The 15,222-nt window shown below is 69.3% G+C and carries 15 protein-coding genes; 7 read left to right on the top strand and 8 right to left on the bottom strand.

Annotation, left to right across the window (positions count from 1 at the left end; genetic code table 11):
- Positions 1-6 precede the first annotated feature (6 nt).
- A complete protein-coding gene (locus AJAP_RS22910; RefSeq protein ID WP_038515127.1) occupies positions 7-1,848 on the bottom strand; it encodes a cellulase family glycosylhydrolase in 1,842 nt (613 codons plus the stop codon).
- A gap of 61 nt (positions 1,849-1,909) precedes the next feature.
- Between AJAP_RS22910 and AJAP_RS22905 the strand changes: the two genes are divergently transcribed.
- The 3 genes from AJAP_RS22905 (at position 1,910) to AJAP_RS22895 (ending at position 3,942) form a co-directional block, all read left to right on the top strand.
- Positions 1,910-2,458 carry a cysteine hydrolase family protein gene (locus tag AJAP_RS22905; protein WP_038515125.1) on the top strand — a complete coding sequence of 183 codons (549 nt, stop codon included), beginning with the start codon at positions 1,910-1,912 and terminating at the stop codon, positions 2,456-2,458.
- Between the two features lie 63 nt (positions 2,459-2,521).
- Positions 2,522-3,508, top strand: coding sequence for an aldo/keto reductase (locus AJAP_RS22900; protein ID WP_038515123.1), 987 nt, complete (start codon positions 2,522-2,524; stop codon positions 3,506-3,508).
- The gene (locus AJAP_RS22895; RefSeq protein ID WP_037344416.1) at positions 3,508-3,942 is read left to right on the top strand and encodes a VOC family protein; all 435 of its coding nucleotides are present in this window, start codon (positions 3,508-3,510) and stop codon (positions 3,940-3,942) included. Before AJAP_RS22900 ends, AJAP_RS22895 begins: the two co-directional genes overlap by 1 nt.
- Positions 3,943-3,944: 2 nt before the next feature.
- Here the strand turns inward: AJAP_RS22895 and AJAP_RS22890 are convergent, their stop codons facing one another.
- The 4 genes from AJAP_RS22890 to AJAP_RS22875 form a co-directional block, all read right to left on the bottom strand.
- Positions 3,945-4,529 carry a hypothetical protein gene (locus tag AJAP_RS22890; RefSeq protein WP_038515121.1) on the bottom strand — a complete coding sequence of 195 codons (585 nt, stop codon included), beginning with the start codon at positions 4,527-4,529 and terminating at the stop codon, positions 3,945-3,947.
- Between the two features lie 220 nt (positions 4,530-4,749).
- Positions 4,750-7,059, bottom strand: coding sequence for a PQQ-dependent sugar dehydrogenase (locus tag AJAP_RS22885; RefSeq protein WP_174492038.1), 2,310 nt, complete (start codon positions 7,057-7,059; stop codon positions 4,750-4,752).
- 114 nt (positions 7,060-7,173) lie between these two features.
- Positions 7,174-7,596 (bottom strand): YkvA family protein, encoded by a 423-nt coding sequence (locus AJAP_RS22880; RefSeq protein ID WP_038515117.1) that lies wholly within the window; start codon positions 7,594-7,596, stop codon positions 7,174-7,176.
- Entirely contained in the window at positions 7,593-8,165 is a 573-nt protein-coding gene (locus AJAP_RS22875) for a Chromate resistance protein ChrB (protein ID WP_038515115.1), read from the bottom strand. Before AJAP_RS22875 ends, AJAP_RS22880 begins: the two co-directional genes overlap by 4 nt.
- 151 nt (positions 8,166-8,316) lie before the next feature.
- Here AJAP_RS22875 and AJAP_RS22870 point away from each other — a divergent pair, with 151 nt between their 5' ends.
- Both AJAP_RS22870 and AJAP_RS22865 read left to right on the top strand, forming a co-directional pair.
- Complete coding sequence (locus AJAP_RS22870; protein WP_228694564.1) at positions 8,317-9,351, top strand: sensor histidine kinase; 1,035 nt, start codon at positions 8,317-8,319, stop codon at positions 9,349-9,351.
- Positions 9,348-10,010 (top strand): response regulator, encoded by a 663-nt coding sequence (locus AJAP_RS22865; RefSeq protein ID WP_038515111.1) that lies wholly within the window; start codon positions 9,348-9,350, stop codon positions 10,008-10,010. Before AJAP_RS22870 ends, AJAP_RS22865 begins: the two co-directional genes overlap by 4 nt.
- A 417-nt stretch (positions 10,011-10,427) precedes the next feature.
- On the opposite strand, the gene AJAP_RS22860 is transcribed toward AJAP_RS22865, so the two are convergent.
- Both AJAP_RS22860 and AJAP_RS22855 read right to left on the bottom strand, forming a co-directional pair.
- Positions 10,428-11,285 (bottom strand): alpha/beta fold hydrolase, encoded by an 858-nt coding sequence (locus tag AJAP_RS22860; RefSeq protein WP_038515109.1) that lies wholly within the window; start codon positions 11,283-11,285, stop codon positions 10,428-10,430.
- Positions 11,286-11,399: 114 nt separating this feature from the next.
- Positions 11,400-12,029, bottom strand: a complete 630-nt coding sequence (locus tag AJAP_RS22855; RefSeq protein ID WP_051972564.1) for a TetR/AcrR family transcriptional regulator — start codon at positions 12,027-12,029, stop codon at positions 11,400-11,402.
- A 98-nt stretch (positions 12,030-12,127) separates the two neighbouring features.
- Here AJAP_RS22855 and AJAP_RS22850 point away from each other — a divergent pair, with 98 nt between their 5' ends.
- Both AJAP_RS22850 and AJAP_RS22845 read left to right on the top strand, forming a co-directional pair.
- Positions 12,128-13,570, top strand: coding sequence for an MFS transporter (locus tag AJAP_RS22850; protein ID WP_038515107.1), 1,443 nt, complete (start codon positions 12,128-12,130; stop codon positions 13,568-13,570).
- A gap of 17 nt (positions 13,571-13,587) precedes the next feature.
- A complete protein-coding gene (locus AJAP_RS22845; RefSeq protein ID WP_202965543.1) occupies positions 13,588-14,754 on the top strand; it encodes a Rossmann-fold NAD(P)-binding domain-containing protein in 1,167 nt (388 codons plus the stop codon).
- Between the two features lie 8 nt (positions 14,755-14,762).
- Here the strand turns inward: AJAP_RS22845 and AJAP_RS22840 are convergent, their stop codons facing one another.
- Positions 14,763-15,200 (bottom strand): hypothetical protein, encoded by a 438-nt coding sequence (locus tag AJAP_RS22840; protein ID WP_038515103.1) that lies wholly within the window; start codon positions 15,198-15,200, stop codon positions 14,763-14,765.
- Positions 15,201-15,222 lie beyond the last annotated feature (22 nt).

The following is a 15,222-nucleotide window of genomic DNA, read 5'->3' as shown; positions in this document are numbered from 1 at the left end:
ACGGGCTCAGGCACGGCAGAGCACCGCGTCCGGAGTGCGATTCGAGCCGACACGGCCGGTGTACGCGACACCGGCGACGTATTCGCCCGGAGCGCATTGCCCCTTGTAGTGGCCCGAGGCGAAGTCGCCGCCGGGATTCCCGGACGGCCGGTTGTCACCGCGGTCGAACCAGACCGTCCGGCCGGTGCCGCCCAGCGGGGTGGCGGACCGGCCGCACAGGAGCGCGGAGAACGCCGCGCCGGTGACGCTGTAGCCGACGGCGGCGTGCCCTGGCGGGCATTGCACCTTGGTGTAGCCGGACGCCCAGTCGGTGTCCACATAGGACTCATCGCGGACCACGGCGTATCCCGCCGGCGCGGCGAGCGTACCGGTGCACAGGCCCCGGTTGCCGGTATGGGAAAGGCCGCTGAGCCGCTGGCCGTCGGGGCAGGCGCCCTTGCGAGCGCCCGGATTCCAGTCCGCCATGGCGCGAACCCCGCGCGAGGCCTGGAAATCGGCGTAGTCGAGGTTCAGCATCGACCAGCGCTCGGCGTCGGGGATCCGGCCGGTGCGGGACGGCGCGTCCACCAGCCGTCGCCAAGCCGGGCCACGCCAGTCCGTGCCGTCGAGCACGTCGACGCGCCTGCCGCCGGTGTCCCAGGAGAGCAACGACCAGCCGTTGCCCGTTCCGCCTTCGTGGAAACCGACCGCCGGCCAGTAGGCGAAGTCCGTGTCGGTCTCGGCGAGGTAGCCGACGAAGTTCTCGAACCAGGCACGGCTCGCGGCGTCGGTGGTGTGGCGGCCTTCGCCGAACTCGCTGATCCAGAGTGGGGCGGTGTAATGCTTGCCGGTCTCCGCAGAGACGAAGAACGCTTGCCGGTAAAGGACATCGCGTAGTTCCTGGGGTGACAGGTCACGGTAGCGCGGGTCGTGGGTCTCGCCGGTGCCGGTCGCCCCGGAATGATTCGGACCGGTGTAGCCGTAGAAATGCGCTGCGTAGACCAGTTTTCCGGAATCCACGAGCGTATGCGAGAGCGTGCGGGCCGGCTCCAGCGTCGGCCTTCCGTGGGGCAGGCCGTCGACGGGCACGCCGGTCCAGTTGATGCCTTCGACGATGAGCAGCAGATCGGGGTTGGCCTCGGTCTGGATGCGGTCGGCCACCCGCTGGCTCGCGCGTTGCCAGTCCGTGCCGTTTCCCCAGCCCCAGTTGGGATCGTCGAAGACATCGCGCCGGACCTCGTTGTACAGATCGGCACCGACGACGCGCTTGTTCGCGGCGTAGCGGCGGGCCATGAACAGCCAGTCGTCCTGCCAGCGCTGCTCGGTCTGCGCGGTGTTCCAGCGTTCGTTGCCGTCGAGACCGCAACACCAGCGGGAGGTCGTGGTGTGGTTGTTGAGGATCACCGCGAACCCGCGTGCGGTCAGCCGCGCGACGACGCGATCGTAGACCTGCAACGGGGTCAGGCCGCGCAGTTCCGGGTTCGCCGGGAGATCGGGGACGGGCTTGGTGTCGTGGATCATCGCGTTGGAGAAAGGCAGCCGGACACTGTTCAGGCCCAGTTCCGCGAGCCCGTCGATGACGGTGTCGATCGAAGCGCGGTCCAGCCCGAGCGGCGTCTGATAGGCGATCTCACCGGCGTGGTGCGAGGCCGGATCGTTCACGTCACCCGAACCGGTCCATGTCCCGCTCGCGCCGTGCCAGTTGGCGGCCTTCAGCTTGAACCGGTCGCCCGCCGCGTCGACGATGTAGCGGCCGCGCGTGCTCAACGGTGCCACCCAGCCCGACGGATCCGCCGAGGCGACGGCGGGCGGGGGAATCACGATTCCGGCGGTCACCAGGACGGCGAGCAGCACACTCTTGATCCTCACCCGCCGGAGGCTAGCCACTCGCGCGGCCGGTTGTATACGGACGATCGGGTAGCTTGCCCGCATGACCACCGCGTTGATCATCGGTGACCTGCAACGAGGCATCACGGGCACTTACCCGTTCACCGGAACAGTCCTGCCGCCGATCAAGAGTCTGCTGCCGCGGGCGCGGGCGGCCGGCGCGCTCGTCGTGTTCGTCCACTTCGCACTCCGCGGCAACGGGACCGACCTGCCCGCCGGGAACGCTTTGTTCAAGTCGTTCCACGAAGCGGGGGACACCTTCCACGAGGGCTCGGCCGGGACCGAGATCGACCTGCCGGTCGCCGACGAGGACGTGGTCGTGCTGAAACGCCGGGCCAGCGCGTTCGCCGGCACCGATCTCGACCTCGTGCTCCGGGCCCGGGGCGTCGACACCGTCGCCATCGCCGGGGTCGCGACCAGCGCGATGGTGGCCGCGACGGCCTACGACGCGGCGGATCGCGGCTATCACGTGACCGTGCTGCGCGACGGTTGCGCCGACGGGGATCGGGCGATGCACGACTTCTTCGTGGACACGGTCTTCCCGAGCCGGGGGTTCGGGGTCGTGACGTGCGCGGACTGGCCCGGCGAATAAATCGCGCGAGCGAAGCGCCCGGATGTGGCACGGTGATCGGCGAGCTGATCGAGGGGGCCGCGGATGGAGACGAAGCGACTCGGGCGCACCGACGTCGAGGTGACGAGGCTGGGCTTCGGTGGAGGACCGCTCGGGGGCTTGTTCGCGCCACTGGACGACGACACCGCGGCGGGGGCGCTGGCCGCGGCCTGGGACGGCGGGATCCGGTACTACGACACGTCTCCGCACTACGGGATCGGGCATTCCGAGCGCCGTATCGGCGAGTTCCTGTGCTCGCGGCCGCGTGACTCCTACGTCCTGTCGACGAAGGTCGGCCGCCTGCTGATTCCCCAGGATCCGGACGGGAAACCGGATCCGGCGGGCTTCCACGTCCCCGCGGCGCACCGCCGGGTCCGCGACTTCACGCGTGACGGGATCCGGCGCAGTGTCGAGGATTCGCTGGAGCGGATGGGCCTGGACCGGATCGACGTGCTGTACCTGCACGACGCCGAGGAGTACTTCGACGACGCGCTGCGCGACGGCTATCCGGCCCTCGCGGAGCTGCGGTCGGAAGGGATCGTCGGCGCGATCGGCGCCGGTATGTACGACACGGCCATGCTGACCACTTTGGTCAGGGAGACCGATGTCGACGTGGTCATGCAGTCCGGGCGTCACACGCTGCTCGACCACAGCGCGCTCGACACCTTCCTTCCGGCATGCGAGGAACGCGGTGTCTCGGTGATCGCGGCGTCGATCTTCAACTCCGGGCTGCTCGCCGTGCCGCGGCCGGTCGAGGGCGCGTACTTCGACTACGCCGCCGCCACACCGGACGTCGTGGAGCGGGCGAACCGGATCGCCGACGTGTGCGAGGCGCACGGTGTGACGCTTCCCCAGGCGGCCATGGCGTTCCCGTTGCAGCATCCGGCCGTCGCCGGTATCGCGGTCGGGATGCGGTCCGCCGAAGAGGTCCGAAGCAACTTGGAATCCTTCGAAGCGAAGGTCCCCGCACAGGTCTGGGCCGATCTGCGGGCCGCGGGCTTGATCCGTTCGACAGCGATTAGGGTGGACTGATGGTGTCGGTCAAACAGGTACAGGTCACGTTCGATTGCGCGAAACCCGAGCGCCTCGCGCGGTTCTGGTGCGAGATCCTGGGCTACGTCGTGCCCTCGCCGCCGGAGGGGTTCGACACCTGGGACGACTACAACCGCACGTTGCCGCCCGAGAAGCAGGACGCGGGCTTCGCCTGCAGTGACCCGACCGGCGTGGGCCCGCGGCTGTACTTCCAGCGCGTTCCCGAAGGCAAGGTCGTCAAGAACCGGGTGCATCTCTGCGTGCGGGCGGGCACCGGCCTGGTGGGGGAGGAGCGCCTCGCCGCGCTCCAGGCCGAATCCGACCGCCTGACGGCACTCGGGGCGGTGCAGCAGCGTGTCCTGCTCGCCGACGAGGAGAACGAGTCGTGCATCGTGATGCAGGACATCGAGGGCAACGAGTTCTGCCTGGACTGACATCAGCCGGTGGTGCGAATGCTGAACGTCGTGACGCAGAAACCGCCGTCCGCCTTGAGATCCGAGATCACGATGCCCTTCGCCGACCGTCCTTTGGCGACTCCGGCGACGTCGGCGAGGACGAACCGGGACGTCCCGTTGACAGAGGTCACCTGAACACGTGACCCCAGCGGGATCAGGGAATCGATCTTGTCGTCCATGAACCTCTTCTGCGCCTCGCAGGCCAACGCGATCGCCCCCGGCTTGTCGCTCCCGGCGATCTTGGTGAGGAAGTCCACGATCACCTGAACGCCCTGCGCCGGCGGCGTGGCCGGGTTCCTGGTGGGGGTGATCCTCGGACGGCTGACCCTCGTGCTGGTCGGGCTTTCCGTGGTGCTCGTGGGCGAGGAGGTCGTCGTCGCCGGGCTGGAGGTGGGGACGGGCAACGAGAGCCCGGGTCCCTTGCGGAGCAGGAAACCGGGAGCGGCGAAGCCGGTGATGCAGAAGGCGACCAGTGCGATCACCGCGACGAGGATCCCGACGGCCACGCCGGGCTTGACGGTCGCGGGGCGGGTGTTCTGCTGGTCGGGCAGGCCTGGGTAGGTCATCGGAGGCACCTTCCGTGCGGGATCTGGATGGGCGATCCGACGGGGTCTCTCCGATGGGGGTTCCGATCCTTTCGGGGTTCTTACGGCTTCGCGAAAGGCGTGCTGGAGTACTCCATTATGGACGGTTCGAACACGCGCGACCGCTGAAGCTCACGGTGGTCGTGAGTGGCGTTTCGGGTTAGAATCCGAAACGCCACTCACGACCCGCTGTCGCGACGGGTCAGCAGGGGTTCAACAGCCAGCAGAGCCGATAGTTCGCCTGGTAGGTGGTCGACGTACCGGGCGCGATGATGTTCTGCGTCCGCGCGCCGCCGTGCGCCCAGCCGGTGAAGGCGTACTTCAGGTTGAGCGGGGGCAGTTTCTGCGGGCTGTCCGCGCTGATCGAGTTGGTGGATCCCGCGATCACCGTCCGGGAGAACGGCGTGCGTTGCTGCGTGCCGCCGACGGTGAGTGTCGCCTGGCTGGGACTGGAGGCGAAGTTCAGCGACACCGTCTTCGGCTGGAGGTCGACGGTCTTGCTGCCGGTCCGGCCGGTCGAGTCGGTCGCGGTGAGGGTCAGCTGCAGGTACGACGGGTAGTCGTGGTCCGGCGCGACGAACGACCCGGATGCGACGCCGGGGAAGTCCTGGACGTTGTGCGTATGGCAGGTGCCGTTGGTCGCGCAGTGCCGGATCGCGAGCCGCCACGACAGCGCCGACGCCGGGAGCTGCCCGTCCTGGGCGTCGATCGCGCGGCCGGAGAAGGACACGGTCTGGCCGACCGACCAGGTCAGCGTGCCCGCCGGGCTGTCGATGACCGGCACCGGGTCGAGGCCCTCCGGGTTCCCGACGGTCACGCGCACCGTCGTGGTCGCGCTCGCGCCGTGCGAGTCCGTCACCCGGAGCCCGGCGTCGACGGCGGCTGCCGCGGTGTAGGTCCAGGTGGGGTCGGCGGCCGACGAGTCGTCGTACGCGCCGTCGGCGTCGAGGTCCCAGGCGTAGGACAGGGTGTCCCCGGCGTCCGGGTCGGTGGACGCGGTGCCGTCGAAGCGCACCGTCAGCGGCGCCGGTCCGCTCGACGGGGTCGCCGTGGCCACCGCGGTGGGCGGCCGGTTGGTCCCGCCGGGATGGCTGACGCGGCGGAGTTCGCCGCTGCCGAGCGCGACGTAGAACAGGTCGCCGCCCGGGCCGGTCAGCACCTGCACCGGGACGTTGACGCCGGTCACGAACGGCACGAGACGGCTCGCGTTCGGCTGGCCGTCGACGGTCTGCATGGCCCAGATGCAGCCACGGGAGGAATCGGCGAAGAACAACGCGCCGGAATACTCGGCGGGGTAGTTGCTGCCGGATTCGAACGCGATGCCGCTGATCGAAGAGCCGCCCGTGGGGCACGGGTCGCTCGCGACCACCTTGGCTCGGTGGTTGTAGGCGTAGTACGGGGCGGAGTGCCCGCCGGAGGAGTAGAGGGATTCGCACCGGTCGAGGTTCGCGCCGTCGTAACCGGCCTGCCTGGCGTTCCCTTCGAAACAGGGCCAGCCGAAGTTGTCCGCCACGCTGTCGCCGACGTCGGCGACGCGGTTGATTTCTTCCCAGGTGTCCCAGCCGACGTCGCCCGCCCAGAGCTCGCTGGTGCCCGGCCGGAAGCCGAAGCGGAACTGGTTCCGCGCGCCATAGGCGATCACGCGCCGCGCGTTGGCGTCGGAGCTGTTCGCGAAGGGGTTGCCGGGGACGCCTTCACCGGTGTCCGGGTCGATGCGCAGCAGCGTGCCGTTGAGCAGGACCGGTTGGCCGGCGGCGCGTCGCGGCGACTGCGAACGCAGCGCGCCGCCTTCGGCCGACGGCGGCGTCAGGTTCGTCCCGGCGGGCGAGGGCGGATCGGCACAGGGGTTCCCCACCTGGCCGTAGTCGGCGAACGTGAAGCTGGCGCCGTCGCCGCCTCCCGCGTACAGGGCGCCGTCCGGACCGAAGGCGAGTGCGCCGACCGAGTGGCTCGGGAACTGCTGGCACCAGCCTGTGACCAGTGGTTTCTCGCTCACGGCCGTGCCCGCCGAGCCCATCGTCAGCTGGGAGACGCGGCCGGTCACGACGCAACCCTTGTCGGTCGCGCCCGGCGGGGTCGGGCAGGTGTCACCCCAGCGCGGCGCGGTGCCGCCGGGCTCCGCGTCGAGGGTGTACGAGACGTAGACGTACGGCCTGGCGGGGAAAGCGGGGTCGACGGCGAGCCCGAGCAGGCCGCGGTCCCAGAAGTCCTGCGTCTGCGTGCGGAGATCGGCGAACACCGTCGCCGTCGGGTCGGCGAGCGAGTCGAAGACCTTGACCAGGCCGCTCTTCTCGGCGACGAACACCCGGCCGTCCGGCGCGAACGCGGTGGCGGTCGGCGAGCTGAGCCCGCCGATCGCCACCGTGTCGGTGAAACCGGTGGGCACCGCGGCTTCGGCCGGTGCCGCGGCGACGAGCCCGACCGCGAGCGCGCCGACGAGCGGGCCGACGACACCCACCGCCAGCGCGCGTCGCGATCTTCGGGGGAACAGGAAACGACGGGATCTCGACACGCGAATCCTCCAGCGGCGGGGACCGGACAGAACAAGACAGCTCTCCGGTATGCCGCAGGAAGGCCGAAAGTTGTTACGCCTCCGACAGGAAATGCGCACAACTCGCTAAACGGATCAGGGGGTGGCGGCGGGAAATCCGGTCAGGCGGGCGAGTGCGTCGAAACCGTCGTCGGTACCGGGCCAGTGCGCGCGGACGGCGTCGAGCCCGGCGCGGCGGACGACGCCACGCAGGACGAGGGTGACGACGATGGCGTCGTCGGCATAACCCAGAACGGGGATGAAATCGGGGACGAGGTCGATCGGCAGGGCGAGGTAGACCATCAGCAGCGCGAGCCTGATCCGGACGCCGCGGGGCAGCGTCTTGTTCGCGGCCAGACGGCGGATGAGCCGCAGCACGTCGGGCAGCAGCCGCAGCGCTTCCCGGAGCAGCCCGCCCCGCGGCCGGGCGAGCACGAGTGCCACGACGAGCGCGAGCCAGGCCAGGAGCAGCGCACCGGCGATGCCGAGCAGCAGATCCCACCAGAACGAGCCGGTCATCGCTGCTTCCCCGCCCGGATCTCGGGCGCTTCGGCGCGTAGGGCGGCTTCCTCGAAGGCGGCGAGTTCGGCTGCGGCCAGCTCGACGGCGTCACGGGCTTCCTGGCCGCGTGGGGCGCCGAAGTAGTCGCGGGCGGCGATCTTGGCGAGCCAGCTGCGGAACCGGTCCAAATCGGCTTCGGATTCCTCGACTTCCGCGTAGGTGGCGTTGCCGCGAGCCTGCTCGTCCGCCAGTTCCCGGCGAAGCTCGGGCAGCCGCTCGAGGACCTCGGCGTACTCGGCGTCGCGGGCCTCGTTCAGTTCGGCGATCACCGCACGCTCCTCGGCCGGGTCGGTGAACGCCATCGGCAGCGCGCGGGCCGTCCCGCCCTGATGGCGGACCCGGTCGAGCAGGCGGCGGATCTCCCGCACCACCTCCGCCCGCGCGGGCAGCAGGCATACCGATTGCTGCAGGTAGAGCGCGCCAAGGGAGCGGAGTTTGCGCCAGACCTGAACCCGCAGCGAGTCCGGTCCGCCGGCGGTGGACACGCTGATCACCAGCCAGTTCCGGCCGTCGGATTCGCCAGTCACAGGTCCATGTTACGCCCGTAACATCGCCGATCGGCATACGGGCGATTCACCCGTTCGGAATAAGATCCGCTGCGTGGTCAACCTTCGGTGGGTCTCGAGGCAGTGGCGGTGTGGCCCGGTCTGGTACCTCCCAATCGCTTTGACCCTCTTCGTGGGATCTCTGGTCCCGGCGTTGCAGAGCCACGGAACGCAGTTCGGCGGCCTGCCGAACCGCCCGTACGACGCACTGGCCGTCGTGGGGATCGCCCTGCAATGCGTCCCGCTCGTCGTATGCCACCGGTGGCCCGTCGCCGGTTTCGCGCTGGTGTCGCTCGGGTTCGCCGTCGACCAGTTCGGCGGTTATCACTCGTTCGCCGGCACGGCACTGCCGATCGCCCTGCTGACGGTGGGACTCCGGCTGGAGCGGCACCGCCGCGTGGTGGCGATCGCGTCCACCGCGGCGTTCCTCGCGTCGGCGATCGCGTTCACTTCGCTCGGCGGGACGGAACCCCTCACCGGCTACGTGACCTTCTATCTCGCGCTGGTGCTGGCCTGGGGGATCGGGACGGCGTTGCGGTCCAACCGGGTCGCGGAAGCGGAACGTCGCCGCCGGGTCGCCGAGGAGACGCGGGCGGCCGAGCGCGCCCGCATCGCCGCCGAACTCCACGACGTCGTGACCCACCACGTCACGGCGATGGTCGTGCAGGCCGAGGCCGCCCGGTATCTCACCGACGAGCGGCTCGACCAGAGCCTGACCGCCGTGGCCGACACCGGACGGCTGGCCATCACCGATCTGCGTCATCTGCTCGACGTCATCGATCCCGGCCGCGGCGCCGAAGCGATCCCGACCCTCGTGGAGCGCACACGCCGCGCGGGACAGCCGGTGGAGTTCTCCGAGCAGGGCGAACCCACCGCAGGGGACGCCGGGCCGATGGCGTACCGCGTCGTTCAGGAGGCGTTGACCAACGCGCTGAAACACGCGCGCGGCAGCCGCACCTCGGTGCTGGTGCGTCACGGAGCCGGGGAGATCACCGTGGCGGTGGACACGGAGGAAGCAATGTCCACAGTGGACTCCCCGGGCGGTGGACGGGGCCTCGCCGGGCTGCGCGAACGGATCGACGTCCTGGACGGCGAATTCAGCGCAGGCCGCCGAGGGGACGGCGGGTTTTCCGTCCGTGCCCGCATTCCCGCGGGAAACCCGTCGTGACCGCGCCGACGCGGGTGCTGGTCTGCGACGACCAGATGCTGGTGCGCACCGGCCTGGTGACGATCATCGACGCCCAGCCCGACCTCGACGTGGCGGGCGAATGCGGTGACGGCCGGACCGCGGTCGACCTCGCCGCCCGGCTACGCCCGGACGTCGTGGTGATGGACGTGCGCATGCCGGTGCTCGACGGCATCGAAGCCACCCGACTGCTGGCGGGCGCCGGTGTTGCCGAACCCGGCAAGGTCCTGGTGGTCACCACGTTCAACCTCGACGAGTACGTCTACCGGGCGCTGCGCGCCGGTGCGAGCGGGTTCCTGCTCAAGGACAGCCCGCCCGACCGGCTGCTGCACGGGATCCGCACCGTGGCCGCCGGCGCCGCCCTGCTGGATCCCGAGGTGACGCGGCAGCTGGTGGGCCGCTACGCCTCCCGGATCCGGCCCGCCGAGGACGAAGGCCCGGCCGATAACCCTCTGACTCCACGGGAACTGGAAGTCCTCCGGCTCATCGCGGACGGCCATTCCAACAGCGAGATCGCCGCGACGCTCATGATCAGCCAGGAGACCGTCAAGACGTTCGTTTCGCGCATGCTCGCGAAACTCGGGCTCCGCGACCGGGTGCAGGCGGTCATCTACGCCTTCCGTCACGGCCTCGTCACCTGAACCGGGCCGCGATGCCGCGCCCAATGTGGCATTGGGGACACTGAGCGTCTCCTATGCCACATTGGGCGCGTGGCCTTGCTCTTCACGAGAGGGCGACTCGCACTGGACCTGGGCTGAAGGCTCCCTTCACCGCATCAGACGCGGTGAAGGGAGCCTTCAGCCCGTCAGTGAACACGGCACGCGAACACGCCACATTTTGCGACCCCTTGACCAGCCGTGCGGTGACGAGGCGTCCCCAATGTCGCATCTGTGACGCTCAGCGTCACAGATGCGACATTGGGGACATCGCGATCGGGTCCTTCGCCGCCGAAACGCCACCGCGCGACCCCGCATCCGGCTTGTGTCGAAGGCGTCCTTCGTCGCATCAGGCGCGGTGAAGGGAGCCTTCAGCCCGCCAGCGAACACGGCACGCCGGTCCTATTCGGACTTGGCCTCGTCCGCGACGCGCTGGATCGCCCGGACGGCGAGGTCCGGCTGGTCGACATAGATGTAGTGCTCGCTGTTCGCCGCGACGCTCAAATTGCTGCGGCCGGACAGTGCGAGCCACTTCCGCTGCCCCTCCGACCACGCCTGCTCCAGGCCCGCGCCGTACTCGGGGACGGCCGCGAGGTACTGCTTGCCGTGCTGGATCACCTCGACCGGGATGTCCCCGGCGGGGCGGACTTCGGCGTCGGTGACCACCAGCTTTTCGGGGCCCTGTCCCGCGAACACCGCCAAGGTCTGCGCCCGCAGTTCGGCCGCCATCCCGGTGGCCGAATCCGGGATCCGTTGCCGCAGATCGGCTTCCTGGGTCGGCGAGGTGGCGTCCATCAGCACCAGCCCCTTGACCCGGTCCTGGTGGTCGGGGGAGTACCTGGCGGCGATCAGCCCGCCGAGCGAATGCCCGGCCAGGACGACCGGCTCGCCGCCGGCGACCTGGTCGAGTACGCCGGTGAGGATCTTCCCGGTGCTCTCGAAACTCTGCGGCCCGTCGGGCTGGTCGCTGGCGCCCGCGCCGAGCCGGTCGTAGGAACAGACCCGGCCTTGCGCGGCAAGAGTGTTCTGGAGCCCGCTCAGTTTCCCGAGATCGTCGCCCCCGCCGTGCAGCAGGACGACGACCGGCCGCCCTTCGGCCGCGTTCCCCGCGCACGACACGTTCACCGAACGCTCGCCGACCTTGATCTTCTGTGTTCCGGTGAACGCGGATTCCGCTTCCGTGGCTTCGTCGCAAGCCGACAGCGCGACGCCTGCCAGTGCGCAGCACAGCGCGAGCAGAGCGGATGCCTTACGGGACATGGTGAACTCCTGGTACAGGGGAACGATTCACCTGGCACGCTACGGATCCGGCGGCCGGGAATCGTCACCATGCGGAGGACACCCGCGGGTAGCTCTCAAGGGTGACAAGGCGCGTCAGCGGTAGGCGCGCAGGAACACGTCCACCCCGTCGGTGAGGATTCCGAGGATCTCCGCCTTGCCCACCGTCTGGTCCTCGTCCGTCACGTCGAGGACGAGGCGCATGGTCAGGGCGACGAAATGCTGCATGGCACGTCGCGGGTCACTCACCCGAAGCTTGCCGTCCGCCGCGAACTTCGCGAACCGTTCCTCCATCATCCGTTCCGGTTGGTCACGTGCCGCTTCCGGCAACCGCGGCGCCACCGGTGCCTGGGAACCCAGCCGCCGGAACGTCGCGTAGTCCGAAGTCGGGAACATCCCGGTCGTCACCCGCCGCGCGAAGCCGAGCAACGCGTCGCGGATGTCGCGGTCTTCGGTGAGCTCCTCGTCGATCGCCTTGCGCACGGTCGCGACCACGGCGTCGTTGGCACGGCCGAGGACAGCGCGGAAGAGGGTCTGCTTGTCGCCGAAGTGGTCGTAGACGGTGCGTTTGGACACCCCGGCCCGTGCGGAGATCGCGTCGACGCTGGTGAGTTCGTAGCCGTCCGACACGAACAACGCCTCGGCGGCGTCAAGGATCGCCGCCTGCTTGGCCTCGGCCTGCAGACGCCTGCCCGGGGTTCGCGCGGTCGCTCGCGGGGTCGCCATGTTCTCATCGTATTCTCAGCTCAAGAAAACTGCACCGTGTAGTGTAGTTTTTGAGGCGGGGGTCCCGCCTTTCCCTGAATCCCGCACAAGGAGTCTTCATGCAGGACAGCAGGATCGGCGCAGGACCACACACCAGATGGAGCGGGCGGCTCGTCGGCCTCGTCGCGGTCCTGGTGCTCGTCAACTTCATGGTCGACACGGCGATCACCGCGCCGCTGCTCGTCCTCCCGGAAATGCTCGACCATTTCGGCACCGATCAGACGGCGTGGCTCAACGCCGGCGCGATGCTGGCGGGGGTGATGTGGGCGCCGCTGCTCGGCAAGAGCGCGGACGTGCACGGCAAACGCAAAGTGCTCGTACTGACCTTGCTGCTCAGCTGCGCGGGCGCGCTCGTCTGCGCAGTGGCACCGAATCTGTGGGTCTTCGTACCCGGACGTCTGCTGCAGGGCGCGGCCGTGGCCGCGTTGTTCCTTTCCGTCGCGATCGTCCGCGAGCTCTGCGCGCCCCGGATCGCGATGGTCGTCGTCGGCATCGTGACCTCGGGGTCCGCGGTGCTCAACATCGGTTCCCGGTTCCTCACCGAGAAACTGGCCGCCGAGTTCGGCTTCCAGATCTTGTTCGTCGTCTCGGCCGTCGTCGCGATCGCGATGGCGATCTGCGTGCGCGGCGTCATTCCCGAATCCGTGGTCAGGACACCGGGCCGGATCGACGTCGGAGGCGCGCTGCTCCTCGGTGGTGGCCTGGCCGGAGTGCTCGCCTACGTCAGCCTCGGCTCGGAATTCGGCTGGTTCGCCTTCGCTCCGCTGGTTCTGCTCGCCGGTGGCGGCGCCGCGTTGGCGCGGTGGCTCCTGGTTGCGAGCCGCAGGCCCGATTCGCTGATCGACATCCGGAACATCGGGGCGCCCTTGGCGCTCACGTTGCTCGTGCTCGTACTGAGCACCGGCTCCTGCCAGAGCATGCTCCAGCTCATTCCCCTGGTCAGCGACGTTTCGGCGGACCAGGGCCTCGGGTACGGACTGGCCGGCCAGGGAGCGCTGGCACTGCTGCTCGCGGCGCCCGGCGTGGGCGTCATGATCGGCGGCCCGGTCGCCGGAGTGCTCGCCACCAGGGTCGGGCCGGCGATGACCTTGGCGGGCGGAATCGCGCTCGGAACCGTGGGGACCGTCGGGATGTTCGCCGGTGTCTCGCAGTTCCCCGTCGCCGTGTTCTTCGCCTTCCTGCTGGGTTTCACGGTCGGCGTGCTCGGGACCTCCGGCTTCAACCTGGCGGGCAGCCTCGCGCCCGCCGAACGGCAGGGCATCGTCTCCAGCCTGGTGATGGTCGTGGTCGCGATCGGTTCGGTGGTCCTGGATTTCGTGGGCGCCGCGGTGCTCAAGTCGACCGCCGTATCCGTCGGCGGCGAAACGGTGAACTCGGGAACGGGTGTCTTCAGCTACATCACGATCGCTTCCGTCGCCTTCGCGATGGCCGCGGTCCTCGTCGTCTTGCTGGTGCGAAAGTCGCGTTCCGGCAAGGAAACACAAGCACTGGCGTCTCTCTGAGAGAAATGAGGAAATCCATGAAGGGCACGGTTCTGGTCTCCGGCGCGAGCATCGCCGGTCCCGCGGTCGCGTTCTGGTTGCGACGGCACGGATTCTCCGTGACGGTGGTGGAAAAGGCAGGCGGGGTGCGCGGCGGCGGCTATCCGATCGACGTCCGCGGCACGGCGTTGGAAGTGGCCAGCCGGATGGGAATCCTGCCGCTGCTTCGGGAAGCGCATATCGAGACGCGTTCCCTGACCTTCGTCGACGGCGAGGGCGGCGAGGTCACTTCGCTGAATCCGCAGACGGTGACCGGCGGGGTCGACGGACACGACGTCGAGGTGCGACGGGGCGATCTGGCGGAAATCCTGTACGGAGTCACGCGCGATGACGTGGAGTACGTCTTCGACGATTCGATCGCAACGCTCACCGAGCACGAACACGGCGTCGAAGTCACGTTCCGCGGCGGAACGCGGCGCGAATTCGACCTGGTGGTGGGTGCCGACGGCCTGCACTCGCGCACCAGGGAGCTCGTTTTCGGCCCGGAGCACCGATTCCACCGTTATCTGGGATATTGCTTCGCCGGATTCACCATGCCCAACGAATTCGGCCTCTCACGGGAGGGCGTGATCTGGAACGCGCCCGGCCGAGGGGCGGCGCTCTACGCGGTCAAGGGAAGCGACAAGGTGCACGGATTCCTGGTCGCCGCCCGCCCCGAACCGCCGTACGAGGTACTCCGCGATGCCGGCGCGCAACGTGACCTGATCGCCGCGACCTTCGACGGCGACGGCTGGGAGATCCCGGCCATGATCGGCGCCCTGCGCGACGCGGACGACCTGTTCTTCGACACCGTTAGCCAGATCCACCTGCCGCGCTGGTCCCAAGGCCGGGTCGGCTTGGTCGGCGACGCCGCCTACGCGCCGTCGTTCCTGACCGGACAGGGCACCAGCCTCGCGCTCGTCGGGGCGTACATGCTCGCCAGGTCACTGGCCACCACCGGCGCTTTCGATGCCTACGAACGGGAGACGCGGGAGTTCGTCGAACTGAACCAAGCGCAGGTCGGCGTGGGCGACGCGGCGCTCTTCCCGGTCACCGCCGAAGCCCTGGCGCGGCGAGACAACCGGCTTCGGGGCCTGACCGCGTTGGCGCCGGATACGGGGCGTCCGGCGCACACTGCTCTGGTGCTGCCTGATCCTGTCGCGTAGCCGCGGGGTCAGCGCGGCAGCAACGTCGGTGCCGCCGGGATCGAGTCGCGGTCCACGGAAAAGACGGTGAGGAAGTAGTTCGCGGTAGCGCAATTGACGTTCTCCCCGCCGGTGAGTTCCGCCCTCAGCGTGTCGCGCTCGATGGTCATTTCGGCGCCGTCCTCGGCGCAACCGGGCATGACGAAGGCGAAGGCGCGCCGATCGGACGGCGGTGCGAACGACAAGGCGGCACGGACTTCGTCCGGTTTCGCGACCTTGGCGCCTTCCAGGATGCGCTGGAACTCCTGCCCCTCGGCCGTCCCCAGTTCCGCGGACTTCAACCCCGCCGGCCGAGGGGCCGAGCCGAGTTCCACGAAGGCCTCCAGCTTCACCTGACTTGCGCCGGGCCCGGTGCCGACGCCGCATCCCGCCAGGACCAGGAGGAGGCACGCTGCGATCCATCTCATGTGCCGAGGACGTAATGGGCGG

Source organism: Amycolatopsis japonica (assembly GCF_000732925.1).
Taxonomy (GTDB): Bacteria; Actinomycetota; Actinomycetes; order Mycobacteriales; family Pseudonocardiaceae; genus Amycolatopsis; species Amycolatopsis japonica.
The sequence above is the reverse complement of the archived record's forward strand: the minus strand, read 5'-3'. Positions and strand labels throughout refer to the sequence as shown.

Bases quoted from the DNA above. Each gene is read 5' to 3' on its own strand.
- AJAP_RS22905 (WP_038515125.1), top strand. From the start codon at position 1,910: ATGACCACCGCGTTGATCATCGGTGACCTGCAACGAGGCATCACGGGC.
- AJAP_RS22900 (WP_038515123.1), top strand. From the start codon at position 2,522: ATGGAGACGAAGCGACTCGGGCGCACCGACGTCGAGGTGACGAGGCTG.
- AJAP_RS22895 (WP_037344416.1), top strand. From the start codon at position 3,508: ATGGTGTCGGTCAAACAGGTACAGGTCACGTTCGATTGCGCGAAACCC.
- AJAP_RS22890 (WP_038515121.1), bottom strand. From the start codon at position 4,529: ATGACCTACCCAGGCCTGCCCGACCAGCAGAACACCCGCCCCGCGACC.
- AJAP_RS22880 (WP_038515117.1), bottom strand. From the start codon at position 7,596: ATGACCGGCTCGTTCTGGTGGGATCTGCTGCTCGGCATCGCCGGTGCG.
- AJAP_RS22860 (WP_038515109.1), bottom strand. From the start codon at position 11,285: ATGTCCCGTAAGGCATCCGCTCTGCTCGCGCTGTGCTGCGCACTGGCA.
- AJAP_RS22855 (WP_051972564.1), bottom strand. From the start codon at position 12,029: ATGGCGACCCCGCGAGCGACCGCGCGAACCCCGGGCAGGCGTCTGCAG.
- AJAP_RS22850 (WP_038515107.1), top strand. From the start codon at position 12,128: ATGCAGGACAGCAGGATCGGCGCAGGACCACACACCAGATGGAGCGGG.
- AJAP_RS22845 (WP_202965543.1), top strand. From the start codon at position 13,588: ATGAAGGGCACGGTTCTGGTCTCCGGCGCGAGCATCGCCGGTCCCGCG.
- AJAP_RS22840 (WP_038515103.1), bottom strand. From the start codon at position 15,200: ATGAGATGGATCGCAGCGTGCCTCCTCCTGGTCCTGGCGGGATGCGGC.